This is a genomic window from Methanoculleus sp. UBA208 (genome assembly GCF_002498065.1).
In the GTDB taxonomy this organism is placed as follows: Archaea; Halobacteriota; Methanomicrobia; order Methanomicrobiales; family Methanoculleaceae; genus Methanoculleus.
In genome coordinates this window covers 32,818-51,520 of record NZ_DAFZ01000054.1, presented here as the reverse complement: position 1 = coordinate 51,520, position 18,703 = coordinate 32,818, and the positions used below count along the sequence as shown (strand labels likewise).

The following is an 18,703-nucleotide window of genomic DNA, read 5'->3' as shown; positions in this document are numbered from 1 at the left end:
CTGGTGAGCGTGGGTGTTGTGCCGGCGATGGCTATGGACGGCAAGACGTCCGAGACTGCAAATCTGGACATTGTGGATCCTGCTATGCTTAAGGAAAGGACCCCCTCGTTCATTAACGAACTTCGAAGCAAGGGATGTTCAGAGGAAGAAATTGCGGAAGCAATTGTCAATCTGCCACGAGTATCGTATATTTCCGGATGGACAGAAGAGGACAACAAACGGATATCACCGCTCCTGCAACAAGGAAGGGAAGGGATAAACTATTCGATGCATGGCGAAGCAAATATTATGGCCGAGAATAGGGATTCGGGAGAAGATCTGATCCCTTCTGGTATGTTCTTGTTTGATACGGTTTTTTCCGGGGTCAATGGAAGGGTATATCCCGGACCGATGGAATGCTCCTCAGGCGGAACCAAATACCAGTATCTTACGACTCATCTTGGGAAAAAGATCGGCTCAACCGATAACTGGATCGAAATCGGTGTGGAAACAGTCTATTGGAATCCAGGTCACTACTATATCTTCACCTATGATAACAACGATGTGGGAAATGAGTGGGTCACGCATTACGACCTTACCGACGGCAGCAGGGATTACAATTTTGAGATATACGTCAGCGATGTGGAGTATCAGGAAGGTTACCCCTATATGATCTCATGGGAAGGACAGGTTGTTCGGACCGGTTTTGTTCCCTTTGCAGAAGGTGATCTGAATGAGGTACATGAGTACATCAGAGACGACCCTGGATCGTTCTCCGATGTATCAACCTCGTACGTATGGGATTCCTATGTTTATTACAACGGGTATGGTGTGTGGTGGAATGAGCAGTTGGATGCACAATTAGCGAACCCAACATATCTTGCGCAAAATGAAACTGAAGGAGTTTATGGAGACTTCTACAAGCCATGGTGGTCAAATGCATACAGAATCGATACGTGGATTACATGAGAGAAGAGCAATTGGAGGGTTGATAATTATCCTTTCATTTGCCCTATTTTGCTGTACCGGTTGCGTTGAGGAGCGACCGATGACGCTCTCCGAATGCATCAATAATTCGCTTACGGAACCTATCTCCCGACCGGATGCGGTCATTGTCGCCCTTTCCCATCCGGGAGTTGCTGAAGCAATCGAAAACGATTCGTTCCAGATCTCCGTCGGGACGCTGAGCGTCCCGGATATACGTGAGCAGAGTCTTAAAAAATTCTACGTTGTCCGGATCGACCGCTCCAATATCACCACTCACGAACCACTCGAAAGTCTCCTCGTTGATGTGACCTATGAGGGGAGCGTTTACAAAGTCCGCCGGATGCCTCCTCCCCTGGAGAATTCTTCTAACTCCATTGAGTAAGTCTGGACTCATTAAATAAACCAATGTTACGTCGAAATGATACAAAACCCGTACGAGGTAAAACTCCATACTGCGAATTAGGATGATTGAATGAAAACCGAATGCTCCCTTTTTTTTTGTTCTCATGATCTTGCTGGCGTCTTGCGGTTGTATTGATACCCGGGACGCCGTCGGGGATGACGGCATGCAGAACGGCACCACGGAAGGATTGCCGATGAGCGGCTCTTGTACACCCGCCTCCGCGGCTACCGGGGGTACGGGGATGCCTGTCGACCTCTCGCAGGCCGAGATCAGGGGCGGGCCGGACTTCAGCCCGAATGTCACGCGAATCTCCTCGATTCTCCGAAACGATCCGCGTGCGCGGCTCCTGATCGAGAACGGGTGGAACGTCGCATCGATCAACGAGATGAACGATACAAAAGACCGCGCTCGGGGCTCCGCCGCCGTGGAGTTCCAAAAGGAGGGGCTATCGTTCTACATCGGAGTCGATGAACAGGAGGGGCATACCACCGGTGGCTACTGCGATGCCGAGGTCTGGGTTGCAGAGCCTGTCTCAGGTCCTCGCCCGGGGAATTATCATCAGGCTAAGGATAAGATGGAGGGATGGTGGCACGTCTTCGATGATCGGAACGAGAGGGTTGTTATGGTCTATAACAGCACGATGTTCTTCTACCTCTATCCATCGTACTCGATCATTGATATGGAGGGGATACTTGATTGATCTCACAAGTGAGATGCCGACCCTCGCTGGCGAAGTTGTGGGAGTACAACATGAACGGAACTGTGTTGAGGTGTGGAAACCTGATGTGGGGATTGCCCTCGGCGACAGGGTGCCTGCCCCTCGTCGTTCAGCGCCTCCCCGGTTCCCGGGTTATGCTTGTTCTCTTATTAGCCGATGCAACGTGGGCCCAGGCAGTTACGGCATGTTTTGAAAGGCGAAATGTATCGAAACGCCTCGACGTGTAGATGATCGTGACAGAAAAGGGATATAAAAGAACGTTGAGTTTTCAACCATGGGTTTCGCAGGCGGCGCCTGCAACCGGCGCGGAGGCTCACCCGGCCCAGTAGCGAATTGGATGGGTGAACGTCCCGCGTGCCCGGAGACTAATGGTCGTGTTGGCTGCGCATCGGGGATAGCCGTTGCGGTTCCGTGGCCTCCCGGGATGCGCGTGAAAGGAGGACTGGAACCATGAAGACGAAATTCCTCTCCGGGATCCGCGCCCTGCTTGCGGCGTTGCTGATCGTCAGCACGATCTTCGTGGCGGCGGTGAGCGCGAATGAGGACACTCTGGAGAATATCCCTCCGTCCGGAGGGGATCCAGTAGACAGGGATGTAGTGCTAGAGCGAAGTCCTCATCTCTTTGATGATGCAGGAAACAGATTGAGCGACAGGGAAATTTCTCAAATGATCGAAGAGATGCCTGAGATATCATATCTTGACGGCATGAGTGAAAGTGAGAGCAGAGAACTTGCAGAAAGGCTTAGACAGTTACATAAATATCGCTCTGTTGCAGATAGGATTGCTTCGGGAGTTTCTTCACAATCCGCTTCTGTACGGGCAGATCCCGGGCTTGGAATCGATCAGCGCCACTTTAACGGGATTAACGTTTCTAATTATCCGGAAGACCTGCGGGATCAGGGGTCGACAACATCTGCCGCGAAACTCCAATCCTCCCAACCGGCCTTCACCGACCCGGGGGTCGAACGCCTCAAAGCCGCCCTGAACAGGCGGGAGCCCGTCACCGTCACGCTCGGAGGGCTTCCCATCTCGAAAGGCGGAAAAGGGATAGCGCTTTCGAACTTCACCACCGCCACAGAGGATCTGATACGGGAACGCTACCTCTATCCCAACGGGTCTCTCATCGGTTTCGGCTACGACATCGACAGCTACCTCCGGGTGGGCATCTGGAACGGCCCGCCTCCGCCGAAGAACGTCTCCTCGATTGAAGCAGTGTACACGATGCTTGATGAGCGGGCACAGGAGATGGGAATTGAGGACATCCCCGTGAAGTTCACGGTATTCATCTCCCCGCCAGAGCTGGTCCTTGGTCCTCAAATGGATTCTTCCGAGTGGATGCGCCTGTGCAGTGCAGCGTGAGGTGGTCGTAATCCCCGGGGCCGCAGATTATTTTTCCTATAAAGGAAGTTTCAAGCGGGTGTTTGTCCCATAAACAGTTTATCCCGGAACAGAGAGATGAACAATTGCGAGCGCCGCGTGTGGTGTACATTGGGATGATAAAGAGGCGAGCATGAAACCAGCTGCATTCTGGGGGATCGGCATCCAGATGGCCGTGCTCTGTCTTCTGATGGTCCTCACGGCGGGGTGCCTTGTGCCGGAGTATAGGGTAGGCCGCGACAATAGTCTTTAAGGTCGACGCCAGCGGAACGGAACAGTGGCAGATTGTCATCGATACCGGAGGAGATGATACAGCAACGAGCATGATCCAGACGGCAGACGGCGGGTACCTCATCAGGGGAGAGATCCGGCCCTGGCGCGGGAAACAGCCCTACGAGATCTTCAAACTCGACGGCAGCGATTCCGTCATCTGGAACGCCACCGGTCGAGGGTGGCGCTGTCGGCCGCCGTTGAGGCTGGTCGCTACGGATCCGTGGCCTCTCGGAACATGCGCGAAAGGAGGATTTGAGCCATGAAACAGAACAAAATCTTCAGAATATCGTTGCCGGCGTCATCGGCCTGCTCCCGGTCTCTATGGTGATGACGCCGGTCCGCGCTGAGAATAATCCAACCCACGCCATACCTGTCGACGTGGCCTGACACGTGTCACGCCCATCGGGCTTGACCCTCCCGCTCCCCTACTCCCAGCAGAACGTCTCCATATCGTACCCGGCGTGCGGCATGCCCGGCGGGACCAGGTGGCTCATGTGGACGCACCGGTAGTCCCTCGCCCCGACGTCGCGGGCGAACCGGACCGCCTCGGCGTAGTTCATGTGCTTGCTGATGGCGTAGCCCTCCGGGGCGATGGCGTCGACGAAGAGGAGGTCGATATCGGCGCCGACGAGAAGGGCCCTGCTCGTTTCCGGGATATCCTCCCGCGTGTCGGCGGTGTAGGCGACCGTAACGCCGTCGTGCTCGAGCAGGAGCCCGCAGGTGTGGACCGGCGGGTGGTTCACCGGAAAGAACGTGAAGGTGACGCCGAAGAGGTCGAACGGTTCATACTCCGGGACCGGGTGCTTCTCGAACGGCAGGAAGTGGAGGTAGCCCGAGCAGTAGTCCATCACCTGCGGCGGCGCGTAGGCCGCCGGCACCTTCTGCACCCGGTAGAACTCGCCGAATCCGATGAAGTGGTCGTAGTGGCCGTGGGACCAGATGACCGCGTCGATGTGTGGCGAACAGGCCCGGAGGAGCTGCTGCCGCAGGTCCGGCGACGACTCGATGAGGATGTGCTTTCCTTCCGCTTCGACGAGGAGGGACGTCCGGAGCCGCGACCTCCCCGCCGCGACCATCGCCCGGCAGTTCTCGCAGTCGCACCCAATCTTCGGCGTTCCGATGGCGTCGCCGGTCCCGAGCAGCGTGATTCGCATACTAGCGCCCTGTACGGATGACGTTTCGCTCCTCGACCCTGAGGAGACCCTGCTCGATGTCCACCGGGTCGACCCGGTGCCGGTCTTCCATCAGCGCCGACATCACCGCCTCTTTCATCATCATACGCAGATCGGAGCCCGAGAACCCCTCCGTCCGGCCGGCGAGGTCCGCGAAGTCGCAGTCGCACTCGATCGTGGCGGCGACCTTCTCGAGGATCGCCTGCCGCATCGCCCGGTCGGGGAGCGGGAACTCCACCACCTCATCAAAGCGCCTCCATGCCGCTTCGTCGAGGATGCGGGGGTGGTTCGTCGCCCCGATGAGGAGGACGCCGTTCTTGACGAAACTGATCTGGTCGATGTTTTTGAGGAGCATGTTCACTGCCCGCTTCATCGCGCCATGGTCGTCGCTGACCCGGGTCTTCGCGACGAAGTCGAACTCGTCGATGAAGAGAATACAGGGGGCGAGTTTCTTTGCGAGGTCGAAGATACGGTCGATGTTCTTCGAGGTCTCGCCCAGGTACTGGGAGGTGACCATCGCGAGACGGACCTCGAGCACCGGCATGTGGAGCTCCCGGGACATTGCGAGCGCAAGCGAGGTCTTCCCGGTGCCGGGCGGGCCGACGAAGAGGAGCCGGCCGAACTCGTAGATCCGGTGCTGCTTCAAGAAGTCGCGGTGCTCGAGGGCGACGCCGATCTTTTTGATGATCTCTTCCTGCCGCGGGGTGCAGACCAGTTTTGCAAGCGTAAACTCGACCTCGTCCGGCGCGCTGATGATGATGAGGTCGCGGGCTTCCCGCATCTCCTCGCTCCCCGCGATGAGCCGGGAGACCTTCGCCTCCATGTACTCCTTCGTGTCCTCGAACCGGGGGTTCTTCGCCCGGACGTCCTGGTACCGGGCGGCGGTGCCGTCTCTACCCTCGAAGAAGTATGCGAGGACGGGGTTCTCCTCGACCCTTTCCTCGCCACCTTTCTTGAGGAACCATGTTGCGGCCGCGTCGAGCGAAGGCAGGCTCAGGCGCTGTCCGAACTCGTCGTAGCCGACGAACGGGTTTGCGCGAACAGCCTGGCAGACGGCGTCCGTGCTGCCGAGCACCTTCTTGATCGCTCCCTCGCTCACGATCAGGGGGCGCTTCACCTCGGTGCTCCCGCCGCTGCCGGCGCTGAAAAACTCCCGGCAGCGGGGATGAAGGTCGTTGATGCCGAGGTCCTCGTTCCGGTTGAAGATCTCCGCGGTGAGCAGGAGTTCCATGATGGCGAGGACTTCGCGCGTACCCGTGTCACTGGTCATGTCTATGAGCAGACATATTTGCGCGCGCTATCAATAAGCGTAACTCACCGGGTGGTGACCTCGCACCCGGTATCCGTGACGATCAGGGTATGCTCCGCCTGCGAGACGAACGACCCCTGAATGTCGTGCAGCATCGGGAAGGGATGAAGGATTCCCGCCCGGACCAGCGTGGAAAGCCCGATCTCGACCTTGTCGCCGGGGACCCAGCGGCGGGAGAACGGGAGCCCCCGCCGCGGCCGGGCAGTCTCGAGGATCCGCTTTGCCGACGGGAGGCGTGCGGGGCGGGCCGCGATCTGCTTGTAGATCTCCACGCGCGCCGCTTCGCCGACCTTCCCCGACCCCGTTGTGGCAAAGGGCTCGATTGCAAAGACCATTCCCTCCTCGATGACGGCCCCCCCGGTCATGCCGATGTTCGGGATCATGGGCTTTGCGTGGAGGTCGTAGCGGTCGAGGCCGTGCCCGGTGAGGTTCGCGATCGGGCGGTAGCCGTGCTCCTCGATCGCCGCCTGGATGGCCGCCCCGAGCTCCCCGGCGGCGACTCCCGGACGAACGGCGGCGATCGCCGCCTCGAGGGCCGCCCGGGACGCCTCGACGAGCGCCCCGTGGTCGCCGAGGTCGACGGTCATGGCGGTGTCGGCGATATAGCCGTCGACGTGTATACCGAGATCGACCTTGATGAGGTCGCCGCGGGAAAACGTCCGCTCGTCGCCGGGCATGGCGGTGTCGTGTGCTGCGGCTTCGTTGAAGGAGACGTTCAAGGGGAAGGCGAGCAGCGCCCCCTCTTCGGCCACCATGTTCTCCGTCTCTTCGACCATGTCGAGGAGGGCCGCCCCCTCCTTCACGAGCCCCGCGCCCCGGCGGAGCACCTTCCTTGCCAGCGCTCCTGCTTCCCGGTAGGCGTCGTAGACTTCATCATCCATGATCATAGCGTGAGCTCCTCTTCGTATTGGGTGAACCGGTCAAACCCGGTCCCCGTCACCGCGCCCATATCCTCCAGGCGGACGCCGCCGGTCCCGGGGTAGTAGAGGCCCGGCTCGACGGTGACGACGTTCCCGGCACAGAGCACGCCTCCGTTCGGCCCGAGCGACGGCTCCTCGTGCACCTCGAGCCCGATGCCGTGGCCGAGGCTGTGGGTGAACCCGTGCATGTTGCTCTCGTAGCCGCGGTCGCGGAAGAACTCCACCACCGCGCGGTAAAGGTCGGCGCCGACGGCCCCGGCACGGAGCATCGACGCGCCGAGGGCCTGGGCGTCACGGACGGCGTCGTACATCTCCCGGATCGCGGGGGACGGCTCGCCCTTCACCACCGTCCGGGTCATGTCGGCGTGGTAACCGGTCCGTTCGTCCTGCGGGTAGATGTCGATGACGATCGGTTCGTCCTCCCGGAGCGGTCCCGTACCGGGGCTGTGCGGGAGGGCGGTGTCGGGGCCGCAGGAGACGATGGTATCGACCCCGCGGTAGCCGTTGACGAGAAGGAAGGTGTGCATCTCTGCACGGACGTCCTCGGAGGTGAGGGGGCGGCCGTCCCGGTGGAGGATGCCCCCTTTCGGGACGGAGGACCGGATGAGCGCGATCCCCCGGTTCATCGCGGCCTCGGTGGCCCGCTGCACCGAGCGGATGCGCTCGATCTCTTCCGGCGTCTTGACCGCCCGCATCCCCTCGACCGCTCCGGCGTCATCGAGCAGGACCGGGTGGAACGATTCGAGTTCCCGGGCGAGGGCGAGCGGGAAGTTCGCCGGGACGAGGACGGGGCCGCCGGCGAGGTCCGCGATCATGTGGGCGGTCGCCCGCCAGCGCGGCTCCCCGGCCTTGATGTACTCGAGGTACCCGGCATCGGCCCGGGTGACGACCGCCGCAGCCGATTCACGGACCGCTCGTTCGTGCTCCATCTGCGGGACGACGATAATCCCGCGCTCGCCCGGCTTTGCCACGTAGACCACGGGGTCGGTGGTGCGGAACCGGGTCAGGTAGCGCACGTTGGCATCTATAGACGAGCCGTAAGCCGCGTATGCTGCTGCCCCCGCATCCCGGATAGCCGAATCCAGTCCGTTCATTCAACCAACTCTCTCGCTGAAACCACAAGTACTTTTACCACCGCGTTCAAGTATGAATAATGGATGAGGCAACCAAACAGGCCTTCAAGGGCAGGTTTATCGTACTGACGGTCATGCTGAACATCATCGTCCTGTGTTTTGCCATGGCGGCCTTCGTCCTCTTCCGGTTCGCTCCCGAAGGAACCCCCGGCCTCGTGATCGGCATCCTCCTCCTCGCCGTCGGGGCGGCCTTCTCCCTCTCGTTCCGGAAACATTACACCCTGACGAAGGCCTGGCTGCACGAACAGCCGTAACGCGCGTGAACCTGCCATACCCGAAGCCGGATGAAATGCTCGCAAAACTCAAATCCGAGATAGAACTCGTCTCAAGGCACCTTGAGGTGATCCGGGCGGTCGTGGAGCATCAGCCCATCGGCATCATGAAGCTCTCCGAGATCCTGGATCTGCCCTACCACCGGGTCCGCTACTCGCTGCGAATCCTCGAACAGGAGGGGTATATCCGCGCTTCCCCGGCCGGTGCGGTGGCGACGCCGCTTGCGGCCGACCTTCTCTCCGATCTCGAGGGCGAGGTCGACGAACTGATCGATCTCCTTCTGGTTATCCGGAAAGAGAATTCCCGTAACGTTTAATACGATTCATGCGAGACATTATAGAGCACTTGTTGCCGCCATAACTCAGTTGGTAGAGTGGCTGGCTGTTAACCAGCATGTCACAGGTTCGAGTCCTGTTGGCGGCGTTTCCAGTAAAACAGCGCCCCGTTACACTCCATTTTTCCCTTCATTCCCGTGATTGCTCTCCTGAGTTCATAAAGACCGTACAACACATACTGTTGTCCCAACCGTTTTCAGAACGCCTAAATCCGCAGAACTCAAAGATCCACTCATGGATGCGCAAATTCCCGGAACACCGTCAACAGGTCGCCGGTTGCTTACCGTCGCGGGCGCAGTATTGATCGTTCTTGCCGCGCTCTGCACCGCGGGCTGCACCGCCACATCCCCGGCCGACACCGTTATACCGCCCGACGCCGCGAACGCAACCGAATTCAAAGAACGGATCGACGCCGTCATCTCGCAGGAGCGGTATGCGTACGCCACGTGGGGCATGATGGCGCGGGACACCTCCACCGGTGAGGTGCTGCTCTCGATGAACGGCAACCGTCTCTTCACGCCGGGTTCGACGACGAAGGTCTTCACCGTCTCGACCGCTCTCGACGTTCTCGGCCCCGACTACCGGTTCAGGACGCCGGTGTACCGGGTCGGCGACGACCTGGTGCTGGTGGCCTCGGGCGACCTTGCGATGGGCGGCCGGGCCGGGCCGAACGGCACCCTTGCGTTCACGAACGAGGATCACGGCGATGCCCGGGCGTTCGGGGACTGCCTGCTCGTCGGGGCCGACCCGCTCGCGGGCCTGGAGAGCCTGGCCGAACAGGTTGCCGCGGCCGGGATAACGGCGGCGGACGACGTGATCGTCGACGACCGGCTCTTTTGCGAGACGCAGATGATGTCTGAAGGGCTGGTGACGCCGATCGTCGTCAACGACAACCTGATCGACGTGACGATCGTTCCCGGGCGGGAGGGAGAGCCGGCGACGGTCGACTGGCGGCCGCGATCGTCCGCATACACGGTCGAGAACAGCGTCGTGACCGGGGCGCCGGGTTCGGCGCCGGCGGTGGCGATCCCCGCCTACACCGGGCAGGCGGTGATCGAGGTGACCGGAACGGTGCCGGCGAACGCAGGACCGGTCAACCTGACCTCGAACGTGGAGGTCCCGGCGGCGTTCGCAAGAAGCCTCTTCATCGACGCGCTTGAGAACGCCGGGGTGGCGGTCCTGGCACCCACGGGCGGGGAGAATCCGTCGGGGCGCCTTCCCGACGAGTACGGGTCGGCCAAAGTCGCCGAACTCGTCTCTTTGCCGTTCTCCGAGTACGCGAAGGTGACCCTGAAGGTGAGCCAGAACCTCTACGCAAACTGCCTGCTCGGGATCATCGCCGCCCACGAGGGCTACGATACGGTCGAGGCCGGGCTCTTTGTCGAAGAGGCGTTTCTCGAAGAGATCGGGGTGAACCCCGACACCCTGCTGCTCGCCGACGGCGAGGGGAGCATCGTGAACCGGATCAGCCCCCTCGCGGCGACCGATCTCGCGGCCTACATGGCGGGGACGGAGGTGTATGCCCCGCTCTCCGACGCCCTGCCGGTCCTCGGCGTGGACGGGACGCTTGCAGGCAATGCCGGGCCGGGAGACCCGGGCTACGGCGTGATCCGTGCCAAGACCGGAACCTCGGCGAGCGGCGACCAGCAGGGCCGGGTCTTCCTCTACACCCGCGGCCTGCTCGGCTACATGACGACGGCGAAGGGAACGCCGGTCACGTTTGCGATCTACGTCAACAACATCGCCGGCCTTGCGTCGATGGACGACGTGCAGGGCGTGGTGAACGACGTAAACGATGTCGCCGTTTTGATATACGAATATCTCTGAACCCTTTTTTTCGGCCAGACGGCATTTTGGACCGTTACGGGTCCGGTCTTTTCGGGGGGGCGCACCTTCCGGTGACCGGCGGGGTTGGCCTGTTCCTGCTCGGTTGCGTGCTTATCGCCGGACCCGCTCAATCATGTACCCGCAGTTCTTCCGATCTTTACCGCAGCCTTTCACGATCTCCCGGTCCGGGATATCTCATCCTGCCGTGATCCGCCTTTTTGAGCGTGAACCGGAACGCCGCGCCTTCCTCGGGCCGGCCCGGCACCCGGAGGAGCCGGAGCGTGGGCGAGGACCTCGCGAGGGTCGAACCGGCAACCGGCACCACCTCGAGGGCTGGAAGCGTGATGATGGCGAGATCGAGGAGATGCCAGCGGTCCAGGAAGTGGCTCACCGGGTCCTCTGCAAGGGCCAGTTTGAGGACGTACTCGAGGACGAAGATGGCGATGATCGTCGTATCGGCCATATTGAGGAACTCGACGACCGGTTGGGGGAGGGTCGGGACCAGGAGGGGTATGATGACGATTGGGGCCATCACCAGGCCGAGGAAGATCATCAGGCCGTCGGAGAGGATGCGGTAGACGAGATCCCTGAGATCCGCCTTCCTCTCCTGTCGGGTCTTTCCTGCAGCCTGTTGCATACCGTCACCAGAAGCCGGATCCGCAGATCCCGGCGTCACCGGGTATACGCCTCTCCCGTATATAGCAGGTGGGAGGCCGGTCGCCGGGGACGGGCGGGAACCGTTCGCGTGCATGTCCCCTGTCGGGAGCCCGGGAAAGAATGATAGTCCCGCCGGGCGTACCTGACAATCATGCACGGCGATGCGGCGGAACGGGTCTCGCTTGCGGACGCTCTCAGGGAGGCGGAGGTCTCCCGCCGGGAGAAGAAGAAGAACCCGGCGATAGCCGCAGGGCTCTCGCTCATCTTCAACGGCCTCGGGCAGGCCTACAACGGGCAGTTCGTAAGAGGCGTCCTGGTGCTGCTCGGAAGCCTCCTCGGCCTCTTTGTCATGATCGTTCCGGGGGTGGCGATCTGGCTCTGGGGCGGCTACGATGCCTACCGGACGGCGAAAGGGATGAACGAAGGCCTCGTGCCCTACCGGGAGACGAGTCCGCTCGCGATCGTCGCGTTCGTGGCCGTCTGGGCGGTGACGATCTTCGCTCTCTCGGCAGCGTCGGCGATGCTGCTCGTTGCGATGGGGCAGCAGGGGATGCTGTAGTGTGCGGGCGTTCAAAGAGGATTTACGCCTGCTTCATCAACCCGGGTTGTGACCGCGGTTTTTGCACGATGTTTATATCCCCCGCATACATACTATGCATCTAGTGAGTAAGTCCTTCCCGAAACGGATGAGGCTACCTTGAGGTAGGTGGGACAAAGTAGGGAAGGGTTCACCGTTCTACTTCTGGCAACCCTTGAAAAGGAGAGTACAATCGTTGTTTCAGGTCCGGCAGTATTTTGCAGATCTCATACCCTCATGCCAAACTCATCCTATTCCGAACTCCGGCACCCCCCCGCCTTTCACCAGTGTGTCCTGCGATGCACCTCTCCACCCGGTCAGTCATCCCGATATACTTCTGAACACCTGATCTTCAGACTTGTTAGCACAATAAGAAACGTTCATATTACCTGATCGACAAACGGAAACCCATGATGGGATTCCCGGCAAACCGTCTCTTCTGCCTCGTCCTCCTGTTTCTGTTCGTCCCGGCCGCGGTCTGCGGCGCCCCGGTAACCCGGGCGCTCTCGACCGCCGAACCCGGCAACGGTGAGATCTTCACCGCCTCGCTCTCGATCGACGGCATCGCCCTCGGCGGGGTGGTCGAGACGCTGCCGGCCGGCTACGTCTTTGTTGCGACCGACCACCCGGACGACCGCGTCCTCGTCCGGGGGCAGCAGGTCGCATTTCTCGTGACGAACGACACCCAGATAACCTACTCCGTCATGGCCCCCGCCTCCGGGAGCGGGGATATCACCGGCACCTGGGAGGACTTCCTCGGTGAGTCGGACGGTCAGATTGCCGCCTCGCACGTCGCGGTGGACGGCATCGAGACGGCGGCGGAGAGCGGCGGGGAGAATCCCGCCGCACCGGAGGCAGCCCCGCAGTTTGCGGTCGTCGCTGCGGCTGCCGCCCTCCTCATCGCCGGATGGGGTGGTCGGCGATGAACCGGTGGTACCTCCTCGCCCTCCTCCTGCTCCTCGCCGTCCCGGCATCGGCGGCAGAGAGCATCCCCGGGGACGCCGACGCCGACGGGACGCTCACCCGTGCCGAATACGCCTCGGCGGCCCTCGCCTACCTTGATACCGCCTGCATGGGCGGGACGGGAGACCTCGACCGGGACGACATCCGCGACGCCGCCTGGGTGTATGCCCGCTGGGACGGAAAACCCCGCGAGGTCACCGACTCCACGGGGAGAACGGTGACGCTCTACCGCCCCCTGCGCCGGGTGGTGACCTTCAGCGGCGAGTCCCTCGAGACCCTGCGGTCGCTCGGGTTCGATATGGACAGGGTCGTCGCCGTCGACAAATACAGCCACGAGAAGGAGGCTTTTTTCCCCGAATGCCGGGATAAGGCAAACGTCGGGTCGATCTGGTCCCCCGACATGGAGAAGGTCCTCTCTGTGCGGCCGGACACGGTCATCCTCTACGCGACGATCAGCACCGCGGCCTGCGACGACATCCAGAAGAGGCTCGAGGCGAGCAGCCCCGGGATCCGGGTGTTGCGGTTCGACTGCTTCAAACCCGCCACCTACGCGGGCGAGATCCGCACGATCGCCTCGATCATCGACGAGACCGAACGGGGGGAGGAGTTCGCCTCCTTCTACGGCTCGACGATGGACCAAATCCAGGACGGCACGGCGGGGATCCCGGACGATGAGAAGACCCGGGTCTACTTCGAGTACTGGTTCGACTACACGACCGTTGCCGCCAGTGCGGGCTACAACGAGAAGACCGAACTCGCCGGTGGGAAGAACCCCTTCGCCGTCGGGACCACGGAGTATCCCGCCGTCGACCCCGAGGCGATCATCGTCGCAGACCCACAGGTCGTCGTCAAACTGGCCGGGCAGGGCCTGGCCGCCGGCGGCTACGCGGGACACGATCCCGAAGCGCTCGCCGCGATCCGGTCGGCGCTGCTCGAGCGGCCCGGGTGGTCGAGGATCTCCGCGGTGGAGGACGGCCGCGTCCACGTCATCCACTCCGACATCCTCGGCGGCGCCCAGCACTTTATCGGGACAGCCTACCTCGCGAAGTGGTTCTACCCGGACCGGTTCAGCGACCTCGACCCGCACGCCGTCCACCAGCGCTACCTCACCGAGTTCCAGGGGATCGACTTCGACCTCGCATCCCGGGGCACGTTCGTCTACCCGTGACCGGTGCCGCCATGGAACAGCACGTCATCATCCAGGAGGGGTATACCCGGCTGAAGAAGACCCGCGTCCTCTTCATCGGCGGTCTTCTTGCCGGCCTCGTCATCCTCATCGGCATCGCGGTCACGCTCGGGTCGGCCGGCCTTACCGTGGGCGAGTCCTACCTCGCGATCCTGGCCGGCCTCTTCCCCGGGATATTCAACGCCCCCGACCTCGCGACGACCATCGTCTGGGACTTCCGGCTCCACCGGGTGCTCTTCGCGGTCTGTGCCGGGTTCGGGCTCGCGGTGGCGGGCTGTGTCATGCAGGGGATCCTCAGAAACCCGCTCGCAAGCCCCTTCACCCTCGGGATCGCCTCGGCGGCAGCCACCGGCGCCTCGATCGCCATCGTCCTCGGCGCCGGGGTCGCCGGCGGGGAGTACCTCGTCATCGGCAACGCCTTCCTCTTCTCCCTGCTGGCGGCGCTCGCCATCTACGGGATGGCCCGCTACCGGGGCATCGGTTCCGAGACGATGGTCCTTGCCGGCATCGCTCTTATGTACCTCTTCTCCGCGGTGACGTCGCTTTTGCAGTACGTCGGCAGCGCCGAACAGCTCCAGGCGGTGGTCTTCTGGATGTTCGGGTCGGTGGACAAATCCACCTGGCCGAAACTCGGGATCGTCGCCCTCGTTCTCGCCTGCACCATACCCTATCTCCTCTACCGCGCCTGGGACCTCAACGCCCTCGCGGAAGGAGACGAGGTGGCGGCCAGCCTCGGGGTTCCCGTCGAGCGGTCGATGACCGCCCTGATGATGATCGCCTCCCTGATCACAGCTGTCATCATCTGTTTCACCGGGACGATCGGCTTCATCGGGCTCGTCGCCCCGCACATCACCCGCATGGCCGTCGGCGGGGACTTCCGCACGCTCCTCCCCGCGTCCGGCCTCGTGGGGGCTCTTCTCCTCCTGGCAGCGGACAGCATCGCACGGAGCGTCCTCGCGCCGCAGGTTCTTCCCGTCGGGATCGTGACCGCGTTCCTCGGGGTGCCGTTCTTCATCTACCTCTTCATGCACCGGAGGAATGTCTGATGGCGCTGATATCGGTGAACGACCTCTCGTTTGCCTACCGCGACCGGGAGGTGCTCTCCGGGATCACCTTCTCGGTGGACGCGGGCGAAGTACTCGGGCTCGTGGGGCCGAACGGGTGCGGGAAGACGACGCTCATCCGCTGCGTCGACGGGATGCTCTCCCCAAACGGGGGAAAGGTGATGCTTGACGGGCGGGAGCTCCGCTCGATGCACCGCCGCGAGGTTGCACGGGCGATGGCCTACGTGCCGCAGTCGGCCGGGAACCGGACCGCGGCGACGGTCTTCGAGACCGTCCTGATGGGGAGGCGGCCCTACCTGAACTGGACGGTGAACAGGACCGACGAGGAGAAGGTGGTTGCGGCGCTCGACCTCCTCGATCTCGGGGATCTCGCGCTCCGGAAGGTCGCCGAACTCTCCGGCGGGGAACGCCAGCGGGTGATGATCGCCCGGGCGCTCGTGCAGGAGACCGGGGCGATCCTCCTCGACGAACCGACGAGCAACCTGGACGTCTGCCACCAGATGGGGGTCATGGAAATCCTCCGCGGCCTTGCCGAGGAGAAGGGGCTCGTGGTCGTCATCGCGCTCCACGACCTGAATCTCGCCGCCACCTACTGCCACCGCCTTCTGGTGATGAAGACAGGGTCGATCTACGGTTACGGGACGCCGGATGAGGTGCTCACCGAAGAGATGCTCCGGTCCGTCTACGGGATCGAAGCGGTGGTGAAACGGGACCTTTCGGCGCCATACATGGTTCCGGTCAGGCCGGGCAGCCTGAGGGAAGGGGTGTGAGGGCCCCCTCCTCATCCCCTGAGAATGGTCAACGCTTCTTTTGATTCCATGACCGGATGCACTTCTCTGTAGCCGAGATCATTCCAGGGAAAACTGGCCTTCATGAGGGCGACGGGGTCATCGGTCTCGATCAGCCGGAAGACCATGTTCCCTACGAGGTCGACCCACTCGTTGATCAGGGTCACGCCTTCCGGAATCTCCTCCCTGGCCCGCGCCTCCATGATCTCGGCTGTCTTCCCGGGCTCCCAGGTGAATATGTGTATGAACTGCATGTTCTTCCCCCCTCGTTGCCGCATCCCGGCACGCCGGGATGGACGGTCGGCGTCATGGGTTCCGGAGTATAAAAGCCTGGTGCAGGGCGGACCGTCCGCTATGGCTGCCCACCCATTCTCTCCTTCACGGCTGCGGAGATGAGCATGGCGGTGACGGCGGAGATTACGAGGAGCACGACCGTGTACTGGTCGGCCGTGCCCACGACCGCGACCAGGAGGATGGACGTCAGGGGTGCTCCGAGGGCGAGGGTGAGAGCCGCGGCCTCGATGCAGAGCACGAGGATCGAGACCGGCACGCCCGGGAAGATGAGGTTTAAGGCGAGCCCGATCAGCGTGGACGAGAAGATGATGGGAAAGAGCGGGCCGCCGATATACCCGCTCTTGAACGAGAGCGCGAGCAGGAGGATCTTTAAGACCGCCACGCCGAACAGCATCCCGACCCCGAGCCGGGCAGGATCGGCGATGATGCCGTGGATCTGGCCCTCCCCGGAGAAGAGCACCTCCGGGATGAAGTAGCCCACACACGCGATGACCGCCCCGGCGACGAGGACACGGGCGATGACTGCGTCGCCGAACATCCTGTCCATGGCCGTCCCGGCAGCCTGCATGGCGACTCCCGCAAAGATCGCGAGCAGCCCCCCGAGGATGCCGAGGACGACCGCGTAGAGGATGTAGGCGGGGTGCAGTTCGGCGATCGGCTCGAAGGGGATGCTCCGGGCGAAGGAGGGGAGCCCGAGAAGCAGGTAGACGAGAAAGCCGATGGCGCCGGCGAGCAGGTTCCAGGTGAGGAACCGGAAGGCGTTTTTGCTCCCGCCGACCTGGAACTCGGTGGCGAACACCCCCGTAAAGAGCACGCTGCCGACGATCCCGTTGAACGCCGATGCCAGGGCTGCGACGTCGAACCCGAGCGCGGCCCCGGGAGACCCGATCCCGAGCCTGTCCCGGATGTAGGGGGAGACGTACCCCATCAGGACGGTGATGGTTCCTTCCGGCCCGACGCTTGCCCCGGAGAGGAGCGAGAGGATCGAAGAGAGAAATGCGCCGGGGAACGTCCGATAGTCGGGCTTTTCCCCTCCGCCCTTGAGCGAGTCGGTGATTCCGCCGTGGATAACGGTAGGTGCGTGCAGGTATTTGCGGCAGAGGCCGACGAGCAGCGAGAAGCCGAGGACGCCTGCCGGGACCGCCCAGGGATTGGCCTGCACGAAGCCGTTCTGGACCCAGACGACCCTGTTGAGCAGTCCGTAGAGCGCGAGGAAGGCGACCGTAAAGGTGATGGCGATTACGGCGATGAGGACGACCTGCCGCAGGTTAGGGGTTCCTTCCCGGTTACCGGGGTCGACGCAGGTCCGCTCTTCCGGCGGCGCCTGGCCGTCTGCAGGTGCGGGCATGGCAGGCACGATGCGGCCCGTTCGTCGGTTCCGGGTAATCTTCCTTGCGGTCGACTTCTCTCGACCGCCGAAAAAAAAGCAGCCGTTCCCCGGACTTACTGTCCGGGGTTACCTCCGCCGGGGCCGCGTCTCGACGCGCTCCGTCGTGACGACCTCGGATGGCGGGGGCTCCTCGCGCTTCATGACTTCCGCCTCCTCCCGGGTCGGAGGAGCCATGGTTCCGGCCGACTGGATCAGGCCGTAGTCCGCTTCCCGGGGCCAGAGATCTTCCTCGAAGCCCCGCTCGTCTTCCAGCCGCCGCTTGTCGATGTTCACGACGAAGTTGTCGTCCCCGGGCCGGTAGATCACGGCTTCGGGCGGGATGGCGAACCTCTTTGCCGCCACGCCGAGCATGCCGCCGTACCTGAGCACCAGGTACTCCACCTTGCCCTCGGGGAACCCGATCCGCATATCCGAGATCTCCCCGAGATCGTCTCCCTGCGGGTTGATCACGTTCTTGTCCAGGATGTCGTCGGCCGACATGAACCACTCTTCGCCGCCCGTCCGCGTCCTGCGCTCCAGAATTACATCCGATCTCTCCTGCATCTTCTTCGCCTCCGTTGTCTCTTGCGAGGGGGCGTGCCCTGAGTGCCGGGAGTCCTTAAAATGATTTGCACCTCCATGCCGGGGGGGGTAGCCCGGTCATCGAGCAGGTGGGCCTCCGGGTTGAATGGGTGTTAAAGCGATTTTTATTCGGCCTGAGGGCCTGTTTATGGGCCCTGAATCAAATGGATGAGATTATTACCGGGTGCGACAATCCCCTCTTTATGGGGCCTACTGTTAGACTGGATCTCACCACGATCCTCGAGGCAACAGGCGAGTTGCAACACTTTCTCGACCTGGGGGCAGCCCGCCTGCGGGTGGAGGGGTCGTTACCGGAAGAAACTTCCGAAGCGCTGATCTTTTCGATGGCCGACGAACTTGAGGACCACCTGCGGGCGATGCGCAGCCGGCAGGGGTCCGCCAGCATCAACGATCTCCGGGTCTGGACCCGGGCCTGGATCGACGAGCGGCAGGAGGCGCTCGCCCGGGGCCCTCTGCAGGGTGGAGATCGGGGATAGCCGTTCCGGGCGCGCGGGGA

The 18,703-nt window shown here is 62.3% G+C and carries 22 protein-coding genes and 1 tRNA gene; 15 read left to right on the top strand and 8 right to left on the bottom strand.

What is annotated here, in order from left to right; translation table 11 throughout:
• The 5 genes from BRA62_RS05710 to BRA62_RS05690 form a co-directional block, all read left to right on the top strand.
• Positions 1–948, top strand: a 948-nt coding sequence (locus BRA62_RS05710; RefSeq protein ID WP_292365588.1) for a hypothetical protein, incomplete at its 5' end; no start/stop codon positions are given.
• 79 nt (positions 949–1,027) lie between these two features.
• Positions 1,028–1,348 (top strand): hypothetical protein, encoded by a 321-nt coding sequence (locus BRA62_RS05705; protein ID WP_292365587.1) that lies wholly within the window; start codon positions 1,028–1,030, stop codon positions 1,346–1,348.
• 262 nt (positions 1,349–1,610) lie between these two features.
• Positions 1,611–2,069, top strand: coding sequence for a hypothetical protein (locus BRA62_RS05700; RefSeq protein ID WP_292365585.1), 459 nt, complete (start codon positions 1,611–1,613; stop codon positions 2,067–2,069).
• A gap of 468 nt (positions 2,070–2,537) precedes the next feature.
• The gene (locus BRA62_RS05695; RefSeq protein ID WP_292365583.1) at positions 2,538–3,446 is read left to right on the top strand and encodes a hypothetical protein; all 909 of its coding nucleotides are present in this window, start codon (positions 2,538–2,540) and stop codon (positions 3,444–3,446) included.
• Between the two features lie 341 nt (positions 3,447–3,787).
• Positions 3,788–4,000 (top strand): hypothetical protein, encoded by a 213-nt coding sequence (locus BRA62_RS05690; protein WP_292365581.1) that lies wholly within the window; start codon positions 3,788–3,790, stop codon positions 3,998–4,000.
• 162 nt (positions 4,001–4,162) lie between these two features.
• Here BRA62_RS05690 and BRA62_RS05685 read toward each other — a convergent pair whose 3' ends face one another.
• Genes BRA62_RS05685 through BRA62_RS05670 form a run of 4 tightly spaced genes read right to left on the bottom strand, consistent with a single transcriptional unit; the run spans position 4,163 to position 8,232 of the window.
• The gene (locus BRA62_RS05685) at positions 4,163–4,891 is read right to left on the bottom strand and encodes an MBL fold metallo-hydrolase (protein WP_292365579.1); all 729 of its coding nucleotides are present in this window, start codon (positions 4,889–4,891) and stop codon (positions 4,163–4,165) included.
• Between the two features lies 1 nt (position 4,892).
• The gene (locus BRA62_RS05680; RefSeq protein WP_292365577.1) at positions 4,893–6,179 is read right to left on the bottom strand and encodes an ATP-binding protein; all 1,287 of its coding nucleotides are present in this window, start codon (positions 6,177–6,179) and stop codon (positions 4,893–4,895) included.
• 44 nt (positions 6,180–6,223) lie between these two features.
• Positions 6,224–7,105: a type II methionyl aminopeptidase gene (map, locus tag BRA62_RS05675; protein ID WP_292365576.1), complete on the bottom strand. Its 882-nt coding sequence runs from the start codon at positions 7,103–7,105 to the stop codon at positions 6,224–6,226.
• Positions 7,102–8,232: a M24 family metallopeptidase gene (locus BRA62_RS05670; RefSeq protein ID WP_292365574.1), complete on the bottom strand. Its 1,131-nt coding sequence runs from the start codon at positions 8,230–8,232 to the stop codon at positions 7,102–7,104. The genes map and BRA62_RS05670 overlap by 4 nt, the downstream gene beginning before the upstream one ends.
• 59 nt (positions 8,233–8,291) lie before the next feature.
• Here BRA62_RS05670 and BRA62_RS05665 point away from each other — a divergent pair, with 59 nt between their 5' ends.
• From BRA62_RS05665 to dacB, 4 genes are all read left to right on the top strand, one after another.
• Positions 8,292–8,525, top strand: coding sequence for a hypothetical protein (locus tag BRA62_RS05665; protein ID WP_292365572.1), 234 nt, complete (start codon positions 8,292–8,294; stop codon positions 8,523–8,525).
• Positions 8,526–8,560: 35 nt separating this feature from the next.
• Positions 8,561–8,860 carry a hypothetical protein gene (locus tag BRA62_RS05660; RefSeq protein WP_292365570.1) on the top strand — a complete coding sequence of 100 codons (300 nt, stop codon included), beginning with the start codon at positions 8,561–8,563 and terminating at the stop codon, positions 8,858–8,860.
• Positions 8,861–8,894: 34 nt separating this feature from the next.
• Positions 8,895–8,967: transfer RNA gene (locus BRA62_RS05655), tRNA-Asn, on the top strand.
• Between the two features lie 146 nt (positions 8,968–9,113).
• Entirely contained in the window at positions 9,114–10,706 is a 1,593-nt protein-coding gene (dacB, locus tag BRA62_RS05650) for a D-alanyl-D-alanine carboxypeptidase/D-alanyl-D-alanine endopeptidase (RefSeq protein WP_292365569.1), read from the top strand.
• Between the two features lie 157 nt (positions 10,707–10,863).
• Here the strand turns inward: dacB and BRA62_RS05645 are convergent, their stop codons facing one another.
• Complete coding sequence (locus BRA62_RS05645; protein ID WP_292365567.1) at positions 10,864–11,343, bottom strand: ion transporter; 480 nt, start codon at positions 11,341–11,343, stop codon at positions 10,864–10,866.
• 171 nt (positions 11,344–11,514) lie between these two features.
• On the opposite strand from BRA62_RS05645, the gene BRA62_RS05640 reads away from it, so the two are divergent.
• The 5 genes from BRA62_RS05640 (at position 11,515) to BRA62_RS05620 (ending at position 15,923) form a co-directional block, all read left to right on the top strand.
• Positions 11,515–11,922: a hypothetical protein gene (locus tag BRA62_RS05640; RefSeq protein ID WP_292365565.1), complete on the top strand. Its 408-nt coding sequence runs from the start codon at positions 11,515–11,517 to the stop codon at positions 11,920–11,922.
• A 428-nt stretch (positions 11,923–12,350) separates the two neighbouring features.
• The gene (locus BRA62_RS05635; RefSeq protein ID WP_292365562.1) at positions 12,351–12,866 is read left to right on the top strand and encodes a hypothetical protein; all 516 of its coding nucleotides are present in this window, start codon (positions 12,351–12,353) and stop codon (positions 12,864–12,866) included.
• Positions 12,863–14,071, top strand: a complete 1,209-nt coding sequence (locus tag BRA62_RS05630) for an ABC transporter substrate-binding protein (protein WP_292365560.1) — start codon at positions 12,863–12,865, stop codon at positions 14,069–14,071. Before BRA62_RS05635 ends, BRA62_RS05630 begins: the two co-directional genes overlap by 4 nt.
• 11 nt (positions 14,072–14,082) lie before the next feature.
• A complete protein-coding gene (locus BRA62_RS05625; RefSeq protein ID WP_292365559.1) occupies positions 14,083–15,135 on the top strand; it encodes a FecCD family ABC transporter permease in 1,053 nt (350 codons plus the stop codon).
• Entirely contained in the window at positions 15,135–15,923 is a 789-nt protein-coding gene (locus tag BRA62_RS05620; protein ID WP_292365557.1) for an ABC transporter ATP-binding protein, read from the top strand. Before BRA62_RS05625 ends, BRA62_RS05620 begins: the two co-directional genes overlap by 1 nt.
• Positions 15,924–15,934: 11 nt before the next feature.
• Here the strand turns inward: BRA62_RS05620 and BRA62_RS05615 are convergent, their stop codons facing one another.
• The 3 genes from BRA62_RS05615 to BRA62_RS05605 form a co-directional block, all read right to left on the bottom strand.
• Complete coding sequence (locus BRA62_RS05615) at positions 15,935–16,195, bottom strand: DUF3303 domain-containing protein (protein WP_292365555.1); 261 nt, start codon at positions 16,193–16,195, stop codon at positions 15,935–15,937.
• A gap of 98 nt (positions 16,196–16,293) precedes the next feature.
• Positions 16,294–17,583: a chloride channel protein gene (locus BRA62_RS05610; RefSeq protein ID WP_292365553.1), complete on the bottom strand. Its 1,290-nt coding sequence runs from the start codon at positions 17,581–17,583 to the stop codon at positions 16,294–16,296.
• 108 nt (positions 17,584–17,691) lie between these two features.
• A complete protein-coding gene (locus tag BRA62_RS05605; RefSeq protein ID WP_292365551.1) occupies positions 17,692–18,168 on the bottom strand; it encodes a PRC-barrel domain-containing protein in 477 nt (158 codons plus the stop codon).
• Positions 18,169–18,350: 182 nt separating this feature from the next.
• On the opposite strand from BRA62_RS05605, the gene BRA62_RS05600 reads away from it, so the two are divergent.
• On the top strand, positions 18,351–18,683 hold the full coding sequence (locus tag BRA62_RS05600) for a hypothetical protein (protein WP_292365549.1): 333 nt from the start codon (positions 18,351–18,353) through the stop codon (positions 18,681–18,683).
• Positions 18,684–18,703: the final 20 nt, after the last annotated feature.

Excerpts from the sequence above, each read along its gene's own strand:
- BRA62_RS05705 (WP_292365587.1), top strand. The coding sequence starts at position 1,028 with ATGACGCTCTCCGAATGCATCAATAATTCGCTTACGGAACCTATCTCC.
- BRA62_RS05700 (WP_292365585.1), top strand. The coding sequence starts at position 1,611 with ATGCCTGTCGACCTCTCGCAGGCCGAGATCAGGGGCGGGCCGGACTTC.
- BRA62_RS05695 (WP_292365583.1), top strand. The coding sequence starts at position 2,538 with ATGAAGACGAAATTCCTCTCCGGGATCCGCGCCCTGCTTGCGGCGTTG.
- BRA62_RS05690 (WP_292365581.1), top strand. The coding sequence starts at position 3,788 with ATGATCCAGACGGCAGACGGCGGGTACCTCATCAGGGGAGAGATCCGG.
- BRA62_RS05685 (WP_292365579.1), bottom strand. The coding sequence starts at position 4,891 with ATGCGAATCACGCTGCTCGGGACCGGCGACGCCATCGGAACGCCGAAG.
- BRA62_RS05680 (WP_292365577.1), bottom strand. The coding sequence starts at position 6,179 with ATGACCAGTGACACGGGTACGCGCGAAGTCCTCGCCATCATGGAACTC.
- map (WP_292365576.1), bottom strand. The coding sequence starts at position 7,105 with ATGATCATGGATGATGAAGTCTACGACGCCTACCGGGAAGCAGGAGCG.
- BRA62_RS05670 (WP_292365574.1), bottom strand. The coding sequence starts at position 8,232 with ATGAACGGACTGGATTCGGCTATCCGGGATGCGGGGGCAGCAGCATAC.
- BRA62_RS05665 (WP_292365572.1), top strand. The coding sequence starts at position 8,292 with ATGGATGAGGCAACCAAACAGGCCTTCAAGGGCAGGTTTATCGTACTG.
- BRA62_RS05660 (WP_292365570.1), top strand. The coding sequence starts at position 8,561 with ATGCTCGCAAAACTCAAATCCGAGATAGAACTCGTCTCAAGGCACCTT.
- dacB (WP_292365569.1), top strand. The coding sequence starts at position 9,114 with ATGGATGCGCAAATTCCCGGAACACCGTCAACAGGTCGCCGGTTGCTT.
- BRA62_RS05645 (WP_292365567.1), bottom strand. The coding sequence starts at position 11,343 with ATGCAACAGGCTGCAGGAAAGACCCGACAGGAGAGGAAGGCGGATCTC.
- BRA62_RS05640 (WP_292365565.1), top strand. The coding sequence starts at position 11,515 with ATGCACGGCGATGCGGCGGAACGGGTCTCGCTTGCGGACGCTCTCAGG.
- BRA62_RS05635 (WP_292365562.1), top strand. The coding sequence starts at position 12,351 with ATGATGGGATTCCCGGCAAACCGTCTCTTCTGCCTCGTCCTCCTGTTT.
- BRA62_RS05630 (WP_292365560.1), top strand. The coding sequence starts at position 12,863 with ATGAACCGGTGGTACCTCCTCGCCCTCCTCCTGCTCCTCGCCGTCCCG.
- BRA62_RS05625 (WP_292365559.1), top strand. The coding sequence starts at position 14,083 with ATGGAACAGCACGTCATCATCCAGGAGGGGTATACCCGGCTGAAGAAG.
- BRA62_RS05620 (WP_292365557.1), top strand. The coding sequence starts at position 15,135 with ATGGCGCTGATATCGGTGAACGACCTCTCGTTTGCCTACCGCGACCGG.
- BRA62_RS05615 (WP_292365555.1), bottom strand. The coding sequence starts at position 16,195 with ATGCAGTTCATACACATATTCACCTGGGAGCCCGGGAAGACAGCCGAG.
- BRA62_RS05610 (WP_292365553.1), bottom strand. The coding sequence starts at position 17,583 with ATGCCCGCACCTGCAGACGGCCAGGCGCCGCCGGAAGAGCGGACCTGC.
- BRA62_RS05605 (WP_292365551.1), bottom strand. The coding sequence starts at position 18,168 with ATGCAGGAGAGATCGGATGTAATTCTGGAGCGCAGGACGCGGACGGGC.
- BRA62_RS05600 (WP_292365549.1), top strand. The coding sequence starts at position 18,351 with ATGGATGAGATTATTACCGGGTGCGACAATCCCCTCTTTATGGGGCCT.